At 43.8% G+C, this 24,681-nt stretch carries 18 protein-coding genes and 1 pseudogene; 18 read left to right on the top strand and 1 reads right to left on the bottom strand.

Annotated elements, in window-relative coordinates; translation table 11 throughout:
* The first annotated feature begins 37 nt into the window (after window positions 1-37).
* From ssb to AC2FA3_RS00740, 9 genes are all read left to right on the top strand, one after another.
* Window positions 38-709 carry a single-stranded DNA-binding protein gene (ssb, locus tag AC2FA3_RS00780; protein ID WP_490507875.1) on the top strand — a complete coding sequence of 224 codons (672 nt, stop codon included), beginning with the start codon at window positions 38-40 and terminating at the stop codon, window positions 707-709.
* A 363-nt stretch (window positions 710-1,072) separates the two neighbouring features.
* Entirely contained in the window at window positions 1,073-1,396 is a 324-nt protein-coding gene (locus AC2FA3_RS00775; RefSeq protein ID WP_490507874.1) for an H-NS histone family protein, read from the top strand.
* 206 nt (window positions 1,397-1,602) lie between these two features.
* Window positions 1,603-2,439, top strand: a complete 837-nt coding sequence (gspN, locus tag AC2FA3_RS00770; RefSeq protein ID WP_490507873.1) for a type II secretion system protein N — start codon at window positions 1,603-1,605, stop codon at window positions 2,437-2,439.
* Window positions 2,440-3,360 carry a type II secretion system protein N gene (locus AC2FA3_RS00765; RefSeq protein ID WP_490507872.1) on the top strand — a complete coding sequence of 307 codons (921 nt, stop codon included), beginning with the start codon at window positions 2,440-2,442 and terminating at the stop codon, window positions 3,358-3,360. It abuts the gene before it with no gap.
* 217 nt (window positions 3,361-3,577) lie between these two features.
* On the top strand, window positions 3,578-5,845 hold the full coding sequence (gene gspD / locus AC2FA3_RS00760) for a type II secretion system secretin GspD (RefSeq protein WP_490507871.1): 2,268 nt from the start codon (window positions 3,578-3,580) through the stop codon (window positions 5,843-5,845).
* Window positions 5,846-6,158: 313 nt separating this feature from the next.
* Window positions 6,159-6,329 (top strand): hypothetical protein, encoded by a 171-nt coding sequence (locus tag AC2FA3_RS00755; RefSeq protein ID WP_490507870.1) that lies wholly within the window; start codon window positions 6,159-6,161, stop codon window positions 6,327-6,329.
* A 106-nt stretch (window positions 6,330-6,435) separates the two neighbouring features.
* On the top strand, window positions 6,436-7,422 hold the full coding sequence (locus AC2FA3_RS00750; RefSeq protein ID WP_490507869.1) for a TatD family hydrolase: 987 nt from the start codon (window positions 6,436-6,438) through the stop codon (window positions 7,420-7,422).
* A 57-nt stretch (window positions 7,423-7,479) separates the two neighbouring features.
* Complete coding sequence (locus AC2FA3_RS00745) at window positions 7,480-8,406, top strand: tRNA threonylcarbamoyladenosine dehydratase (protein ID WP_490507868.1); 927 nt, start codon at window positions 7,480-7,482, stop codon at window positions 8,404-8,406.
* Between the two features lie 21 nt (window positions 8,407-8,427).
* Window positions 8,428-10,254 carry a GAF domain-containing hybrid sensor histidine kinase/response regulator gene (locus tag AC2FA3_RS00740; protein ID WP_490507867.1) on the top strand — a complete coding sequence of 609 codons (1,827 nt, stop codon included), beginning with the start codon at window positions 8,428-8,430 and terminating at the stop codon, window positions 10,252-10,254.
* A 99-nt stretch (window positions 10,255-10,353) separates the two neighbouring features.
* Here the strand turns inward: AC2FA3_RS00740 and efp are convergent, their stop codons facing one another.
* Entirely contained in the window at window positions 10,354-10,926 is a 573-nt protein-coding gene (efp, locus tag AC2FA3_RS00735) for an elongation factor P (RefSeq protein WP_490507866.1), read from the bottom strand.
* A 174-nt stretch (window positions 10,927-11,100) separates the two neighbouring features.
* Between efp and epmB the strand changes: the two genes are divergently transcribed.
* The 9 genes and pseudogenes from epmB to AC2FA3_RS00690 all read left to right on the top strand — a co-directional run.
* The gene (epmB, locus tag AC2FA3_RS00730) at window positions 11,101-12,108 is read left to right on the top strand and encodes an EF-P beta-lysylation protein EpmB (RefSeq protein WP_490507865.1); all 1,008 of its coding nucleotides are present in this window, start codon (window positions 11,101-11,103) and stop codon (window positions 12,106-12,108) included.
* Between the two features lie 177 nt (window positions 12,109-12,285).
* Window positions 12,286-14,106 carry a cyclic-di-GMP receptor FimW-related protein gene (locus AC2FA3_RS00725; RefSeq protein WP_490507864.1) on the top strand — a complete coding sequence of 607 codons (1,821 nt, stop codon included), beginning with the start codon at window positions 12,286-12,288 and terminating at the stop codon, window positions 14,104-14,106.
* Window positions 14,107-14,296: 190 nt separating this feature from the next.
* Window positions 14,297-16,405: an EAL domain-containing protein gene (locus AC2FA3_RS00720; RefSeq protein ID WP_490507863.1), complete on the top strand. Its 2,109-nt coding sequence runs from the start codon at window positions 14,297-14,299 to the stop codon at window positions 16,403-16,405.
* Between the two features lie 147 nt (window positions 16,406-16,552).
* On the top strand, window positions 16,553-17,008 hold the full coding sequence (locus AC2FA3_RS00715; RefSeq protein ID WP_490507862.1) for a c-type cytochrome: 456 nt from the start codon (window positions 16,553-16,555) through the stop codon (window positions 17,006-17,008).
* 63 nt (window positions 17,009-17,071) lie between these two features.
* Window positions 17,072-18,031: an AAA family ATPase gene (locus AC2FA3_RS00710; protein WP_490507861.1), complete on the top strand. Its 960-nt coding sequence runs from the start codon at window positions 17,072-17,074 to the stop codon at window positions 18,029-18,031.
* 35 nt (window positions 18,032-18,066) lie between these two features.
* Window positions 18,067-19,173, top strand: a complete 1,107-nt coding sequence (locus tag AC2FA3_RS00705) for a hypothetical protein (protein WP_490507860.1) — start codon at window positions 18,067-18,069, stop codon at window positions 19,171-19,173.
* A complete protein-coding gene (locus AC2FA3_RS00700) occupies window positions 19,170-21,416 on the top strand; it encodes a transglutaminase TgpA family protein (RefSeq protein ID WP_490507859.1) in 2,247 nt (748 codons plus the stop codon). Before AC2FA3_RS00705 ends, AC2FA3_RS00700 begins: the two co-directional genes overlap by 4 nt.
* Window positions 21,417-21,911: 495 nt before the next feature.
* A complete protein-coding gene (locus AC2FA3_RS00695) occupies window positions 21,912-24,173 on the top strand; it encodes an ESPR-type extended signal peptide-containing protein (RefSeq protein WP_490507858.1) in 2,262 nt (753 codons plus the stop codon).
* Window positions 24,174-24,244: 71 nt separating this feature from the next.
* Window positions 24,245-24,681, top strand: a pseudogene (locus AC2FA3_RS00690) (hypothetical protein); the annotation flags it as partial.

Below are 24,681 nucleotides of genomic sequence, written 5' to 3'. Positions count from 1 at the left end.
TATTCATAAGACGATTTGTCAATAAAAGGACGATACTATGCGCGGAGTTAATAAAGTTATCATCATCGGTAACCTTGGAGCAGACCCCGAGGCACGCCAATTCAGTAATGGCGGTAGCGTGACCAACATTTCGGTTGCGACTTCAGAGCAGTGGACTGATAAGCAAAGTGGTGAAAAAAGAGAAGCAACGGAATGGCATCGCATTTCATTGTTTAATCGTCTAGGCGAAATCGCGGCGCAATATTTGCGTAAAGGCAGCAAGGTTTATATCGAAGGCAGTTTGCGTACGCGTAAATATCAAGACCCCAATGGTCAAGACCGTTATATCACCGAGATTCGTGCGGAGCAAATGCAAATGCTCGATGGCGCGACCGGCGGTAGTGGAGATGCTGGTGGTTTTGGTGGTCAAAGCTCAAATCAAGGTCAAGGTGGTTATGGCAATCAGGGTGGTGGCGGCTATAGCAATCAAGGCGGTCAAAACCAAGGTGGTCAGGGCAATTATGGTCAACCAGCCAATAATCAGCAAAGTGGCTATAACCAAGGCGGCGCTCCAGCTTCGCAAGGTATGTCACAAGGCAACAATCAAAACAGCTTTAATAATCAAAATCCGTCAGCGCAAAATCAATTTAATAAACCGGCTCAAGCACCAGCACAGTCTAAACCGACAGCGATGCCAGATGGTCCTGTAGATGACGATATTCCTTTTTAGGAATACATGATTTAGTAATGTTGATTAAATTAGATAGGGTCTATGTAAATAGACCCTTTTTTATGCTGCTGATTCTTGACTTATTTAAATAGTGATAAAGAGAAATACTTAAGATTTATAAAGTAATAATATTTGAATAATATAGTTTTATGATAAATACTCATATAAAGTTAACTATCGTTTAAAACCGCTATAATTTAATAACATTTATGATTGTTATCCTATTATCACCGAATACCAATCAATACTTGTGATAGATTATATTTTTGTTTATATTACTGCTACTTACGATTTTTATTATTCATAAATCATTAGTCGTCAGGCTATGTGATTTATAACCTTGATATAAAAGTGGAGATTATGATGAGCAAAAATAATGTCATTGATTTAAATGATCTAAACGTTGATGAGCTACGCGCTATTACCGAAAATGCCCAACAACTTATTGCGCAAAAACAACACCAGCGTTTATACGACGCTTATATGCAGTTTGAAAAAATCGCTGAAGAAAGCGATGCTAGCATTGAAGAGATTCTACAAGCGGGTGAGAAACTTGAGAAAAAACGTAGCATTAAATATCGCAATACGGATAATAATGAAGAAACGTGGACCGGTCGCGGACGTAAACCAACATGGTTGGTAGATGCACTAGCAGCAGGTCGTAAATTGGAAGATTTTGCTATTTAGCCATTAAAAATCTCTTGTTAAGCTCTCATGCTATTTTGCTTTAACGCATCATTAATCATGATGGTTTAATAGATAAATCGATAGATAAAAGCCAGTCTCTTTATCGCCAGTATTTTGGTGCAAAGATACTGGCTTTTTTTCTGTCATCTGTATGCCATTGTTTGCTATGATAATGACGTTTTTGTCTTATACAAGAGTTAGGTACCGTGCCTCAAGTATCCACGTCGTCTCACAAGCGTCCCCGCAAGCTCTGGTGGCTATTTGGCTTTGTATTATTTGCACTATTTGCCGTTTTGCAAATGCCAGCAGCATGGCTACTTGAAAAATATGCTCCAGATACGCCTTATGTACAACATGTGTCGGGCAACTTATGGCAAGGCTCGGTGATTTGGCAATTGCCCGTGTCAGCAGCGCCGCTTACCGGCGCCGCTGAGTGGTCATGGCAGCCATGGCATTTATTATTGGGTAAACTAGGTGCAGAGGTTGATATCAGCTCAGAGCAGACCCGATTGAATGGTCAGGTTAAAGTAGGCACCAGCTCATGGCAAGTTCAAAACATGAGCGGTAAAATTACCCCTGAAACTTTGGCCAGTGTGGTCGATTGGCAATTGCCTAATGCGCCTATTCAAGTTAATAATGTCTCGTTAAAACGTCAGTCTGCTGCAAATGTCGCAGCAAGCACTTCAAGCGAAAACTCAGGTAAAAATGTGGCGGGCTTTAGTGAGGCGAGTGGTCAGCTGACTTGGGTTGGCGGTGAAGTCGGCTATCCTAGCGGCGGTAAGGTTTTTTATATCACCATGCCAGCGCTGCGAGCCGAGCTCAGTGCCGAGCAAAAAAACAATAAAAACCTGCTGCATATTAATCTTGTAAACAATCAAGATAAGCGCTTGGGCGACTTGTATATCGATGGCGATAATATGCTAGATGTGAGCTTAACCCAGCGCCTACTAGAAAACATGCCCGAATATAAAGGACAAGCACCGCAAGATACACCCGTGGTCAGTGTGCGGCAGCCGCTGCTCGATGGTTTGGGGGCACGCTAAATGATGAATGTTGCCGATATCTCCAGCCTTTTAAAACCTATTATTAACACCCTAAATCGCTTTGCAGTGTGGTTATTGTTATTAGCGATTGTTTGGTTATGCTGGACAGCGGCGCGCTTACTGTGGCTGCTGCTGGCCGCTCCATTAGCGCCTACATTACCGCTTGCCACATTACAGAGTACGGCGAACTCAAATACAGATTATAGTGGCTTATTTGCTATCTTTGCTGACCCTGATCCTATCGCTGCTCCAGTCCAACCGCCACCTAATATCGTGTTAAAAGGTGTGCTTATGGCAATACCAGAAAGTCTGTCTTCGGCAATGTTGGACGTCAATGGCGAAGTAAAAAACTACCGTATCGGTGACACCTTAAAAGACAGTGACTATACGCTGGTCGCCGTCGCTTGGAATGAAGTCATTATTGCTGATGCTTATGATAAAGAAATCGTCATCAAAATGCCGGAAGCTATGCCACTTGATCAAAGTGCTATGCTGGCAGGTGCGGTGAGTAATCCGCGCTTGCCAGATAATACTATGTCGCCAAACTTACCTAATACAGCGCCGCCGAACCAAGTTAATCCTGAGAGTGAGCCAAATGGCGAAGCAAGCAACGCGGGCGACCCGAAGTCGCCGATTGATGAAGCCGTCACTGAATTACAATCTAATCCCGCCAGTTATTTAAGTCGAATGGGCGTGATGGCGTCAGGTGAAAGTTATCAGGTCACAGCCGCCATGCCTGCCAAACTGCGTAATCGCTTAGGGCTTGAGCCGGGCGATAAGGTATTGACTGTTAATGGTCAAAGCGTCGGCAGTAATCCTGGACAAGATGCCAACGTCTTGCAGCAAGCAAAACAATCTGGCGAAGCACAAATAGAGGTACAGCGTGGCGATCAAGTCATTACTATTCGTCAGCAATTTTAAGCAAAAGTTAAAATTTTTTTAGCTACTGGTTTTTTAAATAAAGCTTTGCTTGCTCTTATAGTTAGCAAACTGCTAAAAACCATTAACGAGTTATTGGATTTAGTTCATATTACGTTCAGCAAACATTTTGTTTAGCAAACACGAAACTTAGCACATACGAAAATTAGTACTCTTGAAAATTAGTATATCCGCGACATCACTGTAGGTAATTATCAATATGGTCAGTCTTCAAAATTTTTCGGTCACGCCTTTACACCATATTTTGCAGCGTTTGATGCGTCTGTGCCGTCCGCTATGCCTAGCTATTCCACTATGGGCGGCAAGTACGGGGCTAGTGAGTGCAGAAAGCTGGAAGGTCAATTTACAAGATGCCGATATTAAAGCTTTTATTAATGAAGTGGCGACCATTACCAATCAAAACTTTGTCCTTGATCCGCGTATTAATGGTAACGTCACCGTCATTTCTAACAAAGCATTGTCGCGTGATGAGATTTATCAGCTATTTTTAAGTGTGATGCAAGTCAACGGTATCGCTGCTATCGATTCGGGTACGACGATTAAACTGGTACCTGATAATGTCGCCAAACAATCGGGTGTCGCAGTAGATTTACGCGGTGATAGTGTCGGTGAGACGCTAGCGACGCGAGTGATTTATTTGACCAATACGCAAGCAGCAGAAGTTCTCGGTGTGATTCGACCGCTGATGCCGCAGTCCGCTCACGCAGCAGCAGTGCCGGGCGTTAATGCGTTAGTATTGTCTGATCGCGCCGATAGTCTTAATCAGCTCACGTCGCTTATCCGTGATTTAGACAGCAACGTCAATGACAGTTTGCAAGTGATACCGCTGCGTCATGTCGATGCTGAACGTATGATGGAGCTGATTAGTGCCTTGGTGGCAAGTGCGGGTAGCGCGCAAGCCCAAGGTGGCAACAATCAGCTAAAAGTCATTGCCGATACTTCTAGCGATAGATTATTGGTAAAAGGCAGTCCTGAGATGATTGCCAAAGTCAAAGAGATGGTCAATCAGCTTGATACCACGCCAACCAGACGTTTGAGTGGTCTACGGGTCTTTCGCTTAAAATATGCCAGTGCCGGTCACATTGCAGAGATGCTGCGCGGCTTGCTTGCTAGTCAGTCTATTAATAGCTCTGGTGCGACATCAACCTTGGAGTCTGCTTCTTTAAATGATGCGGCTAGTACAGGCTCCTCACTCAATAGTGGCGGTGCTAGTGCGATTGCCAATAGTGCTACTAACAACACTACTGGCAATACTGGTGCAGCTTTATCCGCTAGCAGTTCGGGTGGTGCAGGCACCGGTATCGGTGGTCGACCTTTCAGTATTATTGCTGATGAAACCCAAAATGCCGTCATCGTTAATGCCGCGCCTGAGCTAATGTTTGAGATTGAAGATGCCGTCAATCAGCTCGATAGCCGCCGCGCTCAGGTCTTAATTCAAGCGGCGATTGTTGAGGTATCAGGCGATGATGCTACTCAGCTTGGCGTACAGTGGGCGCTAGGTAATGCCAATAGTGGTTATGGCGTGGTGAATTTTAATAACGTTGGTGCGAGTGCGGTTTCACTTGCAGCCGCTGCCTTGTCAGGTGGTGCAGGTATCAGTGCCGCAGCAGGTTCGATTGCAGGGGCTTTAATTGGAATCGGTGATAGTAAGAAAGATAGCAAAGGCAATACTCAGTTTTATGGCGCTATCTTACAAGCACTTGATTCATCGACCAGTGCCAATTTGCTGTCGATGCCTTCAATTCTAACCTTGGATAATGAAAAGGCCAGTATTTTAGTTGGTCAAAACGTGCCTTTTGTCACCGGTTCTTATACCACAGGCAGTGATTCTTCGACCAATCCTTTCCAGACGATTGACCGTCAAGACATTGGTATCAATTTAAATGTCATTCCTCATATTGGTGAAAATGGCACTGTACGTTTAGAGGTTTCGCAAGAAGTCTCGTCGGTGGTACCGGGCAGCGCGGGCAATGCTAGCGGTCTTATTACCAATAAAAGTCTGATTAATACCACGATTTTAGCCGATGATCAGCAGACCATTGCATTAGGGGGGTTGATGCGCGATAACACCACCACACGCCAACAAAAAGTCCCCGGTTTGGGTAATGTGCCCTTGTTTGGTCGCCTGTTTCGCTCCGACAATGACACGACTCAAAAGAGTAACCTAATCATATTTTTACAACCAACTATTTTACGTGACGGCGGGGCTGTCGCTAGTGTGACCGAGCGCAAATACAATCAGATGCGCGTCCTGCAACTGGTCATCGATAAAAACGGTACGATTAAACAGTTACCGCTTAGTGGTACAGAAGGCTGGAATGGCAATGTCAGTGCTGACTATGAGCTGATGCCGCTTAATCCTTTGGTGCCTAAACGTGACCAAACACCAAAGACGTCTTCGCAAGGCTTTACCAAAGTAGATAGCCCAAGCAGCAGCGGTATCACGACTTATCCATTAAAGCGCTAAAAGTGAATGGTGTATAATTTACAAGTAACCTTCCTAAACTGTAACTCTTAAAATAATATTAAACCGAAATCATATTTAAATGTACGGCATGATATAGTTGCCGTACATTAGCTTGCGTATTCATAACACAGGTAAACACAGTGAATCTTCAAGCGGCGTATAATCAAAGAGAATCTAGTAACATATTGCTTTTATAAATAATTTTCTATAGCTATTCTTAAATTACTAGAATTTTGAATAGCATGATTTTTATAAAAATAAGTAAACTTTAAGATAATAAGTAAAAACTAGCCAAAAAATATAGGCAAAAATAATGAGTAATTCCAATAATAACAATAAAAGAAAATGGCTGACCTTAGGTGCGGTTGGAATAATTCTGTTACTTATTCCGCGCCGCAGTAGCCTAAAGGCAGATAGAAATCTAGCAGATAACGCTAAAAAAAAGTTAATAATAAGACGACTAAAGAAGATCAATAAAGAATAGCAATCAGCGTTAAAATAGTGGCTTTGATTGCTACTTTTTTACTACTGATAAAAATATATTTCTATTGAAAAAATATGATAAGAATAATTAAATTTGGAGTCTATTGATGACTACGATTGACGCCTCATTTAATCCTAATGAGAAACTATCCACCATTTACCCTCTAATCGACACCCATACGCATTTTGATGCACCAGTTTTTGACGTTGATAGAAATCAGCAACTCCAAAAGGCTTATCAGCAAGGCGTACGCCATTTGGTATTAGTGGGGTATTTACAGCGGCATTTTGACCGTTTATACGAAACTAAAGAATTTATTAATAAACAGCTGCACTCTATGATAGGGCAGGCGACTGAGCAAAAAGAAACATCTGTTAATGCGCATATTGCCTTAGGTTTACATCCTTTTTATATAGAGCAGCATACTGAAGCGCATCTAAAAAGTATGGCGCAGATGCTGGATAAAAAGCGTCCATTGGCCATTGGTGAAATCGGCTTTGATACTTTTACTGAGGCAATGAAACAGCCTGAGATGTTCGCAAAGCAAGAGTATTTTTTCAAGGCACAACTGGACATGGCGGTTAGCCACAAGTTACCGGTGATGCTGCATATTCGTAAAGCGCACGCTGAGGCGTTGGCTTTATTAAAAGCGCATGACTATGATGCGCATAAGCTTGGCGGTATTGCCCATAGTTTTAGTGGTGGCGAGCAAGAGGCGAAAGCATTTGCAAAACTGGGTTTTAAGCTTGGAGTGACCGGTCAAGTGACCAATCCAAATGCCAAGAAGTTACGCCGCGCGATTCAGGCAGCTGTTGATACTTACGGCATTGACTGTTTGGTGATTGAAACGGACTGCCCGGATATGACGCCTATTATGTGTCAGGATTCGGGCATTAGTCAGTCGGCGCTCGGACAAAGCCCAGATAATGAATGGGGCGATGCGCCGGCTCATAATAGAAATGTTCCCGCTAACTTACCTTATGTATTAAGTAGCTTAAGTGAGCTACTCGATGTGCCGCTAGCGATCTTATCTGAGCAATTGTGGCACAACAGTTGCAACGCTTTGCGCACCAATTGGCGTTATCCAATCTAGTAATAGCAAAAGATGTTGATTGATAATAGAAATTCTTTAACCGAGCTTTAATTTGTTATGAGTGAAAAAGTGCAATTACAGCAGAACACAACAACACAGTCAGATACTTTAACTAGTCTAGTCGATTCAGATGTCATTGATAACAGTGAGCGCCAAATTGTTCCTAAAAGCTCTGATATGACTGATGATTCTAATGAGCAGTATGAGCGCCGCTTTAAAGGCACGCAAACTCTCTATGGCGCATCCGCTGTCGATACTTTTGCCGCAGCGCATGTTTATGTGATAGGTGTCGGTGGTGTTGGTTCTTGGGCAGCAGAAGCGCTCGCTCGCACCGCAGTTGGTACTATTACTTTGATTGATTTAGATATATTGGTTGCTTCTAATGTCAATCGTCAGCTGCCAGCGTTAGATAGCAGCTTTGGGCAAAGTAAGATTGCGGCGATGGCGACCCGTATCTGCGAGATTAACCCAAAAGTTACGCTACATTTGATAGATGATTTTTTGACTCCTGAGAACGTTGCGGCATTACTGCCCAGTCGCGCGCAAGCAAAAGCGGCGGCGCAAAATAATCCGATTGTGATTTTAGATTGCGTCGATGATATGAATGCCAAGCTTGCCATCGCGCTGCATTGCCGCTTTAATAAATTAAAATTGGTTTGTGCGGGCGGGGCGGGCGGTAAAATAGACCCAAGCCAGATTAAGGTGAGCGATTTACGTGACAGTTATCAAGATCCACTATTGGCTAAATTACGCAATAAACTGCGTCACGAAAAAGGCATTAATAGTGCGCTAAAAGAAAAGTTTGGCATCAAATGTGTCTATTCGACAGAGCCACCGCGCGTCGATAAAAGTTGCCAAACAGGCGGTTTGCACTGCGGCGGTTATGGCTCAGCGGTCGTTGTCACTTCAGTGGTCGCAATGCTAATGGTAAGCGAGGCATTACAATTATTGCTTAAGCAGGCGACGGTTAAGCCAAGCGTCTGATACGAATTAACGGAGTCCATTTTGTCTACATCTAATTTGCCAAAAAACGGTTATCCCATTGCCGCCGATGAAGTTGAGCGTATCAATAAGCTTAAAAAATATCAGGTACTTAATAATAATGAGGAACCTGCTTTTGCGCGCTTAACTGAGCTGGCTAAACATTTTTTTAATATGCCGATAGTCACTATCACTTTTATGGATGAAGAAACCCAGTATCTAAAATCGGTACATGGGCTTGGCGGTGTTTGTACGACAACGCGCAAAGTGGCTATTTGTAATTATACCGTGCTGTCGGATGAGGTTTTTGTTGTCCCTGATTTGACAAAGGATAGCCGCTTTAGCCAAAATCCCTTGATAACGGAATCACCGCATCTGCGTTTTTATGCTGGCGCGCCGATTATTATGCATGAGGAGGGCAAAACTTACCGTTTAGGCTCATTGTGCTTGATGGATATACAACCGCATCATGATTTTACAGATAAGGATGCAAAGATATTAGCGCAGTTTGCCGCTATGGCTGCCGATGCTTTGCAGCTCCAAGACCAACAGCGCAATGCAAAACATGCCAATGAGATGAAGTCTGAGTTTTTGGCCAATATGAGTCATGAGATTCGTACCCCAATGAATGGCATTATTGGCATGGTTGAGATGTTAAGCGAAACGAAGCTGAGCGCTGAACAACAAGAATATGTTGATAATATTAAAGTTTCAAATGAGCATTTGCTGGCAATTATCAACGGTATCTTAGATTTATCCAAAGTTGAATCGGGCAAAATGACCATCGATTCTATTCCAATGAATCTCTCGAGCCTTTGTAATGAAGTGGTAAGCTTATTTGCTGTTAAAGCCCGTCAGCGTGGCTTGATTTTAGATTACCATTATACGGAATCGCTATCACCTTATATCAAAGGTGATCCGGTAAGGCTCAAACAAGTGATGGTTAATTTGGTCAATAATGCCATCAAATTCACCCGTGAGGGTGGTCGAGTGACGATTGACGTTAAGCATATGCAAAACAATCCTTGTGAGGATAAATATAATTGCCATGGCTCGACAGGTTATGAAGAAAGTTTATTAGAACAGCGTATAGATAATGATAATAGCGTTCATTACGACACTGATGATAGTGGCATGGTTCATTATAAAGACATGACATTATGTATCGAAGTTACGGATACGGGCGTCGGCATCAAGCCTGAATCATTGGAGGCGATCTTTGACGCTTATGATCAGGCCAATAAATCGACCCATCGCCTTTATGGTGGTACAGGACTTGGCTTGTCTGTTTGTAAGTCTTTAGTTGAGTTGATGGGTGGCTATATCGAAGTGGACAGTGCCGTAGGTATTGGGACGACGTTTACTGTACTGTTGCCGTTACCTACTATCGATAACGCCGCTTATGAAATATGGCAAGATTCAAATGACTTTGGTATGGCAGAACCCAGTCATGAGCTTATCGGTCATATCTTGCTCGTCGAAGATGATAGCGTTAACGCCATGATTGCCAAAAAAGCGCTCAATAATAGCGGTCATACGGTCACTCATGTCACCGATGGGCAACAAGCGATTGAGATTTTTGCTTTAAATCCTGAGTTGTATGATGTTATATTGATGGATCATCATATGCCGATTATGGATGGTGTACAGGCAACTATTAAGCTACATGAGCTTTATGACCCACAAGAGCTACCGCCTATTATCGCCTTGACCGCCAATGCGATGGATGGCGAGCGCAAAAAATACCTTGATGTCGGTATGCAGGATTATTGCACCAAGCCATTTAAACAAGAACAGCTTAATGCGTTGGTGCAATATTGGCTGATGCATAAGCAATCAATGGAAGAATAGTTTTTAACCTAAAAACGCATTTAGCATTAAAAAAGCTTAACCGCTAATAAGTGGTTAAGCTTTTTTATTTTTAATAATGCATATAGAACATCAAGACGCTTAGCTAACGCGCGTTTGATAATCACCGGTGCGCGTATCAACACGGACAACTTCGCCTTGCTGGACAAATAATGGCACACGTACCACCGCACCTGTCTCTAGGGTTGCAGGTTTACCGCCACCACCTGACGTATCACCGCGAACACCAGGATCGGTTTCGGTAATTTGCAATTCAACAAAGTTAGGCGGAGTGACTGATAACGGCAAACCATTGAATAAAGTAATGGTGCAAAGCGCGTTACTGTTCTCTTTTAGCCATTTTATCGCATCACCAATCGCGGTTTTGTCGGCTTGTAATTGCTCAAAACTCTCAGGATGCATAAAGTGCCAAAACTCACCATCGTTATAAAGATAGTTCATTTCAGTATCGATAACATCCGCCGCCTCTAAGCTATCGCCTGATTTAAACGTCTGCTCAAGCACACGACCACTACGTAGGTTGCGCATTTTGACACGGTTAAAGGCTTGCCCCTTACCAGGTTTGACAAACTCATTTTCTAGAATGGCATACGGATTGCCATCGAGCATGACTTTGAGACCAGCTTTAAATTCGTTAGTAGAAAAACTTGCCACGGAACACTCCTAAGGGTTGTAAGTATTGTCATCAATAATTGGATGTGGGGGTTGCGCCTTGCTGTGCTAAAACCGCCTATGACGCTCAAGGTTTTATGAATAATTCGTACGCTTTGATAGCGGACACACTAAGAGCGTATAATATCGGCTTTTGGGCACAGGTATAAGGTTGTCATGATAAACCATTTAATCACACAAAAAAACTGGCAAACGCAATTATCCGAAGCGATAACCTCTATTGATGAGCTGCTCGAGCTGTTAAAGCTAGAATCACTGCGTTCAGAGATTTATATACCTGAGCACTTTCAGCTGCGTGTACCACGGGGTTTTGTGGCAAAAATGACGATTGGTGACAGTGACGACCCTCTGCTCAAACAAGTATTGCCCCATAAAAAAGAACAAATCGCTGTGACCGGTTATGTGGCAGACCCTCTAAGTGAAAATACGCACAATCCGGTGAAAGGTTTGTTGCATAAATACCAATCAAGAGTATTGTTAACGATTACTGGTGCTTGCGCCATCCATTGTCGTTATTGCTTTCGCCAGCATTTCGACTATAGCGCCAATATGCCAACCGCCGATGCCAAAAAGCATATTATCAATTATATCAGCGCCCATCCTGAAATCAATGAGGTGATTTTGAGCGGCGGCGACCCATTAAATGTCACCAACAGACGCTTATTTGCTTGGCTCGATATTTTAGAAGCGATTCCACAGCTGACCACCATCAGGCTGCATACCCGTTTGCCATTGGTCATTCCAGCGCGCCTAGATGATGACTTATTGGATAGGTTGTCGCAAAGCCGCTGCCAAATCGTCATGGTGATTCATTGTAACCATGCCAACGAGATTGATGCGCTAACTGCTGAATACTTGCAGCGTGCGCGCGCGGCTGGCGTCACCTTATTAAACCAAGCGGTACTGTTAAAGGGTATCAATGATAGTGTGGCGGTGCAAACGGCACTCAATCAGCGCTTGTTTGCGGCTGGAGTACTGCCTTATTATCTGCATGTGTTAGATAAAGTGGCAGGTGCGGCTCATTTTGATAGTGACGAGCGTGCCGCCATTGCGCTGTATTGGTCGTTACTTGCGGCATTGCCTGGTTACTTGGTGCCAAAATTGGTCAGAGAGTTGCCAAATAAACCCTTTAAAGTACCGATTAATATTTACAATGAGGCCTAAAATGGGCAATATAAGATATTAAAAAATTAGTGAACAAATAACGATTAAAATTGTGGTGAGTAAAAACTCATTAATGGGTCAGTTAGTTCTCATGTGCAGGATTAATGTTGCTCATGCAAGTAACGCATTAAATATCCAAAAACCTATTGATAACGTGCGCAATTACTAAGGATAGTAATGGTAAATTTATCGACGTTTCAGCAATATTTAAATACTGATACGACCAAATCGCAGACATTGATAAAATCGATTAATTTAACGAAGCCGATGAATAGCGATGAGCAGCATTTGCGTAAATGGGCGTTGCTATTGCCGATGCAAACAGAGGCGGAGCAAATAGAGCAGCTAGAACAATTGCTCACAGAATTGCGCGTGGCAAATATAGATGATCGGCAGCGCCTGACATTGCTCAGGATTGTGATGGATGCTGCCAATCAGCTGATTGCAACGTTACGTCAGCATTATATATATGAAACAGCGGCTTTTAACGATTATAAGCTCGGTTATGTGGCACAGGTTAAGTCGCTGTACTATTTAATAATTATGGTATATGACGGCGTCATACAGCGAGAGAATGCTTTTCTAGCAGATAAACAGCAGCAACCATCATCCAATCTTTGGCAGCGCTATTTTACTAATGAGAGATCCTCGCCGATTACTTTGGCCGTCGCTAGCTATCAGACGCTGCTGATCTATCAAAAGCTGTTGTTTGAAGACGCACTTTGTTATCAAAAGCCCGCCGCCTATTTATGGTCCAATATCAATCAGCTGTATTATATGGCTTGCCAACAGCAAACCGTTGATATTGACTTAAGCCCTTATATCATTACCCACTGTGCGGATAATATTCATCGATTATATAGTCAGCTATGCTTGCATAGTTTATTGAACGTACGCGCTATGCGTCGCCCCACTGTGTTAATGGTACAGCGTTTGCTACTAGAGTGGAGCGAGCATCTCGTCACCTCCGTAGAGCCGCAGACTGAGACAAAGGTATTTGTTAATTTGCACAGTGACAATCCACCGACGTATTTGACCGCTCATTCTGCCATCAACCCTTATGATGCGCATCATGATTGTTTGTTTATAGAACTTGCACCGCTAATTGCCTATTTAAAATCACGGTCTCTCAAACTTATCGAGGAAGCTCGAGAAGGGATTGAGTGTTATTTACTAAATACCGTCGCTATGACCTTGAGCTATCGCTACATCCAGTCATCATTGACGCTACCCATCAAGCAAAGTGCCGCACAAGAGGCGCAGCTCATCACTGGGTTTAATCATATTCATTACCGACTGAGTAATGGGCAAAGCTTATCAAGCTTGATAGCTGCTAAAGATTTACCTGACCATCAACAACCTCGCTATGATACCTTGCCAAAAAAACAGTCTGCCAATACCATTTCTATTAATACAATATTAAGGGTAGAAACGTTTGACAGCCATAATGACTTGTCCGACTTTCGCACCTTGCGCCTTCTAATAGATTCAGAGGAGCCAGATGCCGGTGTAAGCAATGATGGAAAAACTACGCCTAAAGCAAAATATAGCGGCAAAAAAGAAGAAGATACAGTAGATTTTGCAGAAAATGACGTGCTAGATTCTATTGCACCGATGCCTTTGAGAATCATGAGTCTTTTCTTGTTATGTCGCTCTGATAAATCAGCCTCACATGAGTGTTCAATAGGAGTGGTGCGCTGGCTAGATATGGACCGTGAAAAGCCCGAACTTGATTGGCAAGTCCTTGGCTATCAGCTCATCGCTTGTGGTATTCGCCTGCAAGATAGAGACAGTCGCAGTCGCCATTTTGTACCCGCGTTTGTCATCGGTAATGATGAGCAGCTACAGACTGGTTGTAGTCTAATAGTACCCACTTCTTATTTTCAAGAAGGCGATAAGGTTATGATGCGTATCAATACCAAACAGAAAACGCTGCGTTTAGGGCGGCGTTTGCTAATGACAGATGAGTTTAGCCAATATGAAGTGATGCAACTTTAAACCGTTATCCCTAAATACTCTGAGTAAGTTTGGGACAGTCAATACTTAAGAATTGATAATAGGTTAAGCGTATTTGGTTTAAGTTTGTTTAATAGTTTATAACATAGCATTGCAATTGTAACTTAAGCAGCAGTCAGTTAAATTATTGTTTATAATGACGAAACTGCTCCTATGATTTAAAAGGCCTCCTATGCGTACTCAGTCCATCTTAAACCTATTAGTCATCGATGCTGACCAGCTTTATGCTGAGCGTCTCGTCGACTTGTTAGGTTCATATTACGATAGTGTGAACTTAGGTTTTTTGGACGATAAGGAAGAGCTGTTAAAGTCGCTACGTCAACCATGGGATGTGTTGGTTTTTGGTCAGGCTTATGATATGAACTTTACCGATGTGGTCGGTATCATTCAAGAGCAGAATATTGATTTACCCTCAGTTTGCTTGATAAATAAAGACACTGCGGCCAACGCTCATAATGAAGAAGGCTTGCCATCAATCGTAAATAGCACGATGGTTAAGGCACTTTGTGCGAAGGAGGAAACCGCCGTTATTATGTCTATTTGCTTGCTGCATGATAATTTGCGTGGTCGTCGCCAGCTTACAACCCTACGTCATGTACTGTCTGGGGCCGAACAACGCGCAAACGTGCTCATTAAAAACTCAAAAAGTGCCGTCGCTTATATCGATCAAGGGATTCATATTTTTGCCAATGATCCGTATTTGCAACTATTTGGTTTTGAGTCGTTAAACGATGCGATAGGTGTTCCCGTTGTTGACTTAATTTCTGGCGGAGAGAATGTCAAAGGCTTTAAGCAGTTTCTGCGTCAATTTGAGAAAGGCAGTCGTAAAGACGTTGAGTTTAACTTTGAAAGCAAACGCACCGATGGCAGTACGTTTGAGGCAAAATTACAGTTAGCTTCGGCAACTCTGGACGGTGAACCGGTCACCCAAATTATTATTCAGCAAAACAACAGCAATAGCGCTGAAGTTGCGAAGCGCTTGGCAGAGGCTGAGCGTAAGGACAGCTTAACGGGTATTGATAATCGCCGCAGCTTTGAAGAGCAGTTGGCAACGCTCTATCAACAGGCAAAACAAGGCGCGTTGACGGCAGGGTTACTCTACATTCAGCTTGATAATATTGGTAAAATCAGAAGTAGTTTGGGTTTACAAGGCGTCGATATCACCGTTCAGCAAGTCGCTTATGCCTTAGATAAACTGGTAACAGACAAGATCGTGGAAGGAAACCATGTCAGTCGTTTTAGTGACACGGCTTTTACGGTGTTGGTAGAGAATCAAACCAGCGCAGCGCTTGAACAACTGGCTGAGAAAATCGTTGTGACCATCAGTGAGATGTTTATCGAGGTCGATAAGCGGACGACAAATACTACGGCAAGTATTGCTATCGTTAAGATAGAGAAAAATACCCCTGAGCCAAGAGTGTTGCTTGAGCGGGCGCTAGATGCCATCAGTCAGATTATGATTGAAACTTCCAATCATGGGGGAACCTATCATTTATATGACGCCAGTGAACATGCCAATAGTGATGATCATGCCCTTGCCGAATCTTTAGTCGATGCTATTGCTAACAATCGCTTTGAGCTGTCATTCCAGCCGATCTATGACATTAATAACGATCGCAGTGATTTCTTTGAAGTCTATCTGTGCTTGCCACTGGCAGATGCAGACAATACGATATTGACCCCTGATCAGTTTATGGCAGTAGCTAAAGTGCATAAACTGCTTGAAAAAATAGACCGCTGGATACTTATCAATGCCTGTAAGAAAATCAATGAGGTGCGTAAATCCCATCCGGATGCGCGCTTATTGGTGCAACTGACCAATGCTTCGTTGATAGATAAAAAACTGCCGAGCGTTGCCAGTCAACTAATCAATGCCGTAGGTGGTAAAACGGGTGCATTAACCTTACAGTTTAATGAAAAAGACATTGCTGACCATTTAACTGTGGCAAAATCGCAATTTGCAGCACTTAGTCAAGTTAACTGTCAGCTTGGTATCAATAATTTTGGTTCATCAGCTAAGTCGGTTGAACTTGCTAACTTTGTGCAACCTGATATGGTGCGCCTAGCTCGCAGCTATGTAGAAGGCATTGATAACCCTGAGAACTTAGAAACGGTTAAAGCACTTATCGCCCGTACGAGTGAGATTAATGTTGATGTCTTGATGCCTTATATTGAGGATGCCGCGACCATGTCGGTTGCTTGGAGCGTGGGCGCACGCTATCTGCAGGGTTATTATCTAGAAGCGCCTAGCAATAACATAAAATTATCAGGCGAGAGTTAAATCTGGCTAAATAAGTAGATTCAACTTTTAGCAACTATACATATATTTTCTATCCAGCGCTATGTATGTTTGTCAATCTTTACCTTGTATTATGGTCGAGCTAGACGCATACATAGCCCACGCCCCTCAATGAAAGATTACCACAACATGTCTATTGTCAAAAAATATCAATTAGGCGCTATGTTTGCCGCTTTGTTATTGCTCAGTGCTTGTGAGAAAACACCCCCTGATTATCGCGCTCCTGTGACATTACCACTATATACTGAGGGTGATGCTGATAATGGGGCGCTGATATATCAAGATGCTTGCGGTCAGTGTCATCAGCTAAATCCTGGACTCAATAAAAAAGGTCCGCAGTTGATGAATATTTATGGTGCGCACGCAGGAGCGCTAGAAGACTATACCTATAGTAAAGGGCTTAAGACATCAGGTTGGGTATGGGATGCTGAGACGCTTGATGCTTATATCGCTGATGCCGAGAAAGCCGTGCCAAATTCAAAAATGCTTTCAGACCCGATGCCAGATGCTAAGGAACGTGCTGATGTGATTGCTTATTTATCAACGCTACGGGCGCCAGTACCAACAACTGATGATATAAAATAATGTTTAAATTAACAGGATTTATTTCATAAACCATTCCTTTGAAAAACGAGCCAAGAATCGATAATGAGCCATACCGCTAACGACTATTTTTATAATCAGCAACGAATTGCTCAGTTAATGATGCAATTAAATCAAATCGTTCTAGACAAGCCGCAAGTAGTCAAACTGGCGCTTAGCGGTATCTTGGCAGGCGGGCATCTGTTGCTACAAGATTTACCGGGTATGGGTAAAACGACTTTAGCGCAAGGCTTAGCGCAACTACTCGGTTTGAGTTTTAGCCGCGTGCAGTTTACCAATGATATGCTACCGGCCGATATTTTGGGTATGAGTATTTTTAATCAAAGTAAACAGCAATTCGATTTTCGTCCCGGCCCTATCTTTACTCAGCTATTGCTAGCGGATGAGATTAACCGCTCCAGTCCTAAGACCCAAAGTGCGTTATTAGAGGCGATGGAGGAGCGGCAAGTCACGCAAGATGGGCAAACCTATCCATTGCCGCAGCCGTTTTTTGTGATTGCTACCCAAAACCCATTGCAGCAAGCGGGCGTCTATCCACTGCCTGAATCGCAGCTTGATCGGTTTCTATTGTGTTTGTCGCTTGGTTATCCATCGCCTGCAGCAGAGCGCGAGCTCCTAAAAGGTCAAGACCGCCGTGCGTTATTAAAGGAGTTGCCTGCGGTACTTGATACCGAAGCGGTATTATTAGCGCAGCAAGGGGTTAAGCAGGTATACGTCGCGGATATAGTATTAGATTATCTGCAAAGACTGGTCGCCAAAACACGCGCCAGCCAAGAGTATCATGGCTTATCACCGCGTGGTGTGCTGTCGCTACAGCGTGCGGCACAGGCTCATGCTTATGTGTCAGGGCATATGGAGGTGACGCCTGAAGACATCCAAGCGGTATTTGCTGCGGTCACAGATCATCGCCTCGGGCAGCGCTTTGTACCGGCGCACGTGACTGGTGGACAAGCCACGCAAACCATCGCCCAACGTATATTGGTAGATGTGGCTGTCGTTGTTTAATCGTTTAAATTTTTTATGGTAAGGATAGGGTAGTCATGAGCATTTTGCCAAAAGCCTTAACCGTACCAGCTACCTCATTATTAAGCGGTTGGTTTGCCGCGCGTGCGCCCAAAAGCGATAGTGCTACACTCAATTTGCGTAACGTCTATATTTTCTTTAGTCGCGAAGGCATGTTATTTGCGCTGTTATTGATTATCACCTTTATCGCTGGTATCAACTATGGCAATAACTTGGTATTGGGTTTGTGTTTTTATCTGATCAGTGTTTGGCTTATCAGCTTTCATGTGACCTTTGCGCACATTTCAGGTCTGCAAGTACGGTTGCTTGACATGACGATGGCAGAAGCAGGTGCGCCTGTTTGGGTCACTTTGCAGCTGCGTAATCAAAGCCGCCAGCCAAGACGGCAGTTATTATTAAGCTTTGATCAAGTAGGCTTTGATCAAGTAGGCTTTGATCAAGTTGGCTTTGAGCAGGCAGCTAAGCAAAAGAGTGAAAAGACGGGTAAAAAATCCCATAAAAATAATAAACCTAGCACTGATAATCAAAACTCAATACTGATCACACGGCTACAAGGCGAGCAAATCATTCGTTTGCCGGTACAAACACATAGTCGTGGGCAGTTGGAACTACCAAGATTAAAAATCAAAACCGTTTACCCATTAGGTATCATGCGCGCATGGTCTTATGTCTATTTTTCCCGTAGCGCGTGGGTCTATCCAAAACCTGAAACGTTCGATTGGCAGGCGCAATATGCCATCGTAAGTCAGGAGGATTTGCCAACAGGCGGACAGTATCGACCAGGCCAAGATGACTTTGAGCTACTCGATAATTATATCGAAGGCGAATCGCTAGCACGGGTTTCTTGGGGGCATGTAGCGCGCGGTCAGGGTATGTTTACCAAGCATTTTGCTGATCCGGTCGGTCATGAGCAAACGCTGTACTATACCGATATGCCAGCGGCGCATCATGAACAAAAATTAGCGCAAATGGCGTATGGGGCGCTTAAATTAGGTGAACTAGGCGTGCCATTTAACATGCGCTTACCCAATGATATGCCTTTCGATAAGCATTCTGCTACAACGATGGGTGAAGGTGAGGCGTTTGCGCAAACCTGCTTATTAAGGTTGGCAAAAGTACCATGAGCAACTTAAAAGGTTACCATGCAAATGATACAGAGATAAGTCTTGCAAGCTTTGAGCAGTTGGCCTTGGGTCAAAACAGTAATGTTCGCACGCCTCTTGTTGGTAATCATAAATGGTACCGCAAGCTACTCGCCTTGCCAGCCTACTATTGGGTATTAATTGCGCAAATTATCGTCATTTTACCTCATGCCGCGCATTTGCCGTTGTGGCTAATCGGTTTCGCAGTGGTCAGTATTTTTGCCCAGCTACCGAGTCTTAAGGCTAAGTTTAAAAAACTGACGCATTTAAAACGTGTCTATCAAAGCATGCAGATGCTCGGCTTCTTGTTGGGGCTGGCGGGGTTGTGGCTTACTTATAATACAGCGTTTGGACTGGATATGGGCGTGGCATTTTTAGTCCTGTGCCTTATTAGTAAGCTGTGGGAGCTGTATAAGCGCCGTGATGCTTATGTGGTGCTTAATCTATCACTGTTTGTACTGGCGTCGCTGTTTTTGATGGATCAAGGCATTGTTACTACTTTAGAAGTGGTTGTCGGCGCGGTCATTGTATTGTTGGCATTTATTGCGCTCAACGATGATGGTAATACTCGCGGTGATGGTCGTCTGCGTACTTTGGGCGTGCTCGGCATCGGAGCATTGCCATTATTAATCGTGCTGTTTTTATTCTTTCCGCGCTTGCCGCCACTATGGTCAGTGCAGCTGTCGGGACAGCAAGCGACTACTGGCGTCTCTGATAGTATGTCGCCCGGTGACTTTGCTAATTTGAGCCAGTCGACTGAGCTGGCTTTTCGGGTAGAATTTGCAGATAAGCGTCCGCCACAGCAGCAGTTGTATTGGCGCGGTTTGGTATTTAGCGACTTTGACGGGGTAACGTGGCGTCCTAGTCCTCAGCAACGACAATGGCAGCCGACGCAGCAAATGCCGTCTTGGATTGAGAGTGCCTTTGCAACTATCCCTGATGAAGTAAAAGTTGCGCCTACCAGCTATGAGATTATCCTAGAGCCAACACAGCAAAACTGGCTATTTGGACTTGATTATCCTTTTGCGCAGCGCCAAGACGTCAGTATTACCTCAGACTTTACCTTATTAAAGGACCAGCCGGTTACCCAACAGCTGCGCTACGATGTCTTGCAGTTTGCGCCGATGCGTATCGATCCAATTCTCTCTGAGGAGTCACGACTTTTAAACCTTACACTGCCTAATAAAGGGAATCCGCAAGCACGAGCGCTGGCGCAGCAGCTTTTTGCTCAGTCAAACTCAGACCCACTACGTTATATACAAGCACTCGAACGCTGGATTAATCAAACGGAATTTCGCTATACGTTATCGCCACCAAGGCTGAATACCAACCGTATTGATGAGTTTTTATTTGACACTAAAGCAGGTTTTTGTGAGCACTATTCTTCCAGCTTTACTTTTATGATGCGTGCCGCTGGTGTTCCAGCACGCGTCGTCGCTGGCTATCAAGGTGGCGAGCTGAGCCGCGGCGGCAATGTTTGGGAGGTGCGGCAAAAGGATGCGCACGCTTGGACTGAGGTTTGGCTTGACGGTCAAGGCTGGGTACGTGTCGATCCGACTGCATTTGTCGCCCCTGAGCGCGTCGAGCAAGGGATGGATGCGCTGACGCAGGCGCAAGGAGCGGCAATGTTCGGTGATGGTGCTAGTGCGCAAATCAGCTATCAGCAGTATCAAATGCTACAAACCTTACGCCGTCTATCAGACCAAGCCAGCTACTATTGGCAAAAAGACGTCGTTGGTTATGATCAAGACAAGCAAGCTGACTCATTGCTTAAATGGTTTAATATTAGCTCAATCATGCAGCAGATTGTCTGGTTGGCGGCGAGTGCCATTAGCGTTATGGCGATTCTTGTTTTCGCTATCTGGCAACGTCGCCGCAAACGTTGGCATCCAGTAGACCTACCACTTGCACAACTCTCAAAACGCATTGGTAAAGCGGATAAATCGCTTGCTCGTGATGATAGCGAAGGGCAATTAGCTTGGCTTGAGCGTTTGCCGATGGCAGTTGATGATAATGATACCAGTAGTCAAAATAGTGCTAAGATTGATAAAACTAATAAGCTAACCGCTAACGGTCACTCTGAAAATGTCCAAGCGAAAATTATACAGATTCAACAAGCTTATCGTCAGCTGCGTTATGGACGTCTAAGCACCCTTGCAACCAGTGATAACGAATATCGAACTGTGCTTAAACAGCTCAAGAAAGACGCAAGTGAATTGTTTTAAATAATTTTAAAAGAACCACTTAATCACTTAAATTATACAAAAAAAGCCCTAATCAAAAGATTAGGGCTTTTTTTGCATCCACCATAGCTAAAGCTGAGATCTACGCTATCAAAAGAATGTTATTTTTCAGCTAAGATGTAAGTAGTTATCTATTTATATATTAATATAGACTTTAGTTCGTTAATTTATAAGCTTATTAATAAGCTGTTACTTTCTTTATATGTAAAAAAATGAATATAATATTTTTAATAATTAGCTCTTATCCTACTGAAAAACCTGATGAACGGTTCTAATACTAAGATGAGTGACGTTGTGCTTCTGTATATATATGTATTAAAATGTAACAAACAAAAGTTCTAAATATTTATAGGCTTTTAAATCTTAATTAAGTAATTTTTAGATATAGCAGTTTAGCGTATTAGTAGTTTGTGCTCATCTATGTTCCGCCATAACCACTAAGCTATTCATCTTTTAATGAAGACAGGGAAATTCAGTATGAACCGTAATTACAAAGTTATTTGGAATGCCTCATTAAATTGTTTTATGGCCGTTGCAGAATATGCAAAAAGTCGTGGCAAGTCATCTAGTGGTGCTGTTACTTCAAGTACAAAAGTATCTAGTGGTAGCGTAGTTGCAAGTGGCGCGAATATTTTGCGTTGGAGTGCTGTGTGTACGGGACTGATTGCAGCGGGTTTTAGCATGCAAGCAACTGCGTTATGCGCAACCGGCGATGCAATCGATTGTGGTGCAGGCGCTGCGGCTACTGGCTCTAGCAGTATAGCCTTAGGTCAGAATGCTAAGGCAACCGCTGGTCAGTCGATCGCCATTGGAGGTGCAGCGGGAGGACAATTCACTACAGCTAGCGGTGATCAGTCTATAGCTCTTGGTGCTAATGTTGTGTCATCTGGTAGCTCATCAATAGCTATTGGTGGTGATGATCTAAACCAAGCTTCTAGAACTAATGTAGATGAGAATGGTACTGTCACTAGTACTGGTACTAACAATAACTCTGGTAATGTTAATACGGCATTCAGGAAGTATTCTGGTCGTGATTTAGTTGTCACTCCACAGTTTCCCAACACAGCAGCTAGTGGTCAAGCTTCAGTAGCTATTGGTGTGCAATCGGTTTCAAGTGGAGCGCTGTCCACCGCATTTGGTACTCAGACTAAGGCCAGTGGTATTGCTTCTGCAGCGTTTGGTGTATCAGCAAATGCTTCTAAAGAAGGTTCGGTAGCACTTGGAGCAGGAAGTCAGACTGATGGTAGTGCAACTAAGGTCACAAAACAGACGGTAAATGGCGTTGAGTTTACAGGATTTGTAGGTAACTCTAGCTTTGCTGGTACTGCCGCTGATGCTGGACGCCAAGTGTCTGTGGGTCTTATTGGTAATGAGCGCCAAATAAAAAACGTAGCACCAGGTGAGTTATCTGCAACTTCTACCGATGCAATAAATGGCAGCCAGATTTACGCAGTAAGTAGCAAGTTAATTGATAATATTAATGCAGTCAAAACAACGACTGATGCTGTCGTTGCCGGTACTGCTGGTTTAGTAAAGCAAGCAAATGGTACAGCACCAATCACAGTAGGCGCTCAAACAGGCGGCACAAGCGTTAGCTTTGCGAACTCAGCTAATGTAGATCGTCAATTAAAAGGCGTTGCAGATGGTACTAATACTAACGACGCAGTAAACGTTGGTCAGTTGAATACTTTGGCAAACCAAACCTTCAAGATTCAAGCTAACAATGATACGGCATCAGCTGTCAAATCTAGTGATACCGTTAAGTTCAAAAATGGGAGTAATGTAGAGATCACTCGCAGTGGTAATGATATTACTATCGCTACCTCAAGTAATCCAAGCTTCACTACGGTAACTTCTACTGGAGCTATGAGTGCGGGTTCTTTAAATACTGGGGGGGCTCTAACTGTCGCTGGTATTGCCACATTAAACGGTGGCGCTAATTTAAATAATAATAAAATTAGTGGTTTAGCTATTGGTACCGAACTTACAGATGCTGCAAACGTCGGACAATTACAAGCTGCGACTAATGGCGTGACCAATACTGCTCCTGTGGTATATAGCAAAGCGGACGGTACACAAGTTTATAAAGTTGGTAACGCGTTCTTTGACAACGCTGCTGGTACAGGTACAGCAGTTGCGAATTTAGATATCATCACTAGTATCCGCAGTGCCGATGGCAGCACCACTAGAACTACTAAACTTCGTAACGTTGCTGCTGGCAGTATTGCTACAAACAGCACGGAAGCCATCAATGGTAGTCAGCTTAATAATATCGCACAAGGCAACAGGACATTACTTGGCGGCGCAGCGGCTGTTGATGTGAATGGTGTTGTGACGTCTACCAACATTGGCGGTACAGGTGCGAGCACCATTGACGGTGCTATTTCAGCTGCGAATACCCAAGCGAACAAAGAGTTAACCTTTACAGGTAATGTGCTTAGCGACACCGGTACAAATGGTAGTCAGCAAAAACTTGGCAGCACGCTGAACATCAGTGGTGGCGCTGCTACTACAGCGACTTCAAGCAATGCCAACATTAAAACAGTGATCACTGATGGCAAGGTTGATATTCAGATTGTTGATGCCCCGACGTTTACAGGTCAAGTAAAAGCCAATGGCTTTGATGCAAACAGTCAGAAGATTGTGAATGTGGCTAATGGTGCGACCATGAGTGGCAGTAAAGACGCCATTAATGGTGGTCAGCTGAATACGGCGGCGGCAACAGCGCAAGCCACTTAGGTGGCGGCGCAACTTACAACGCGACGACTGGCGCCATCACAGCCCCAAGTTATCAGTTGGACAAAGGCACCGTGACCGCAACCAACGTGGGCGGTGCGCTAACCAACCTTGATGGTCGTATCAGCACCAACACAGATAACATAGGCATCAACACTGGCAACATCATCAAAGCCAAAACCACAGTGACTAAAGGTGACAACATTGAAGTCACCTCATCGACCAATACAGATGGTTCAACCAACTATCAAGTTGCTACTGCCAAAGACTTGACGGTCGATCGCATCAAAGCGGGCAATAGCACCTTAAACAGCGCAGGCGTTACCATTACTGATGGCACCAAAACCACCACTGTCAGCAGTGCTGGCACCAATGTCACTGACGGTATCAACAGCAGCACTTATGGCGCCAATGGCTTGAGCATCACAGGCGGTCCAAGCGTCACGACGACTGGCATCAATGCTGGCAACAAGAAGATCAGCGGTGTGTTAGCGGGAGACAGCGCAACGGA

The sequence above is a fragment of the Janibacter sp. CoH_79_TC_3 genome (assembly GCF_058197955.1).
The sequence above is the reverse complement of the archived record's forward strand: the minus strand, read 5'-3'. Positions and strand labels throughout refer to the sequence as shown.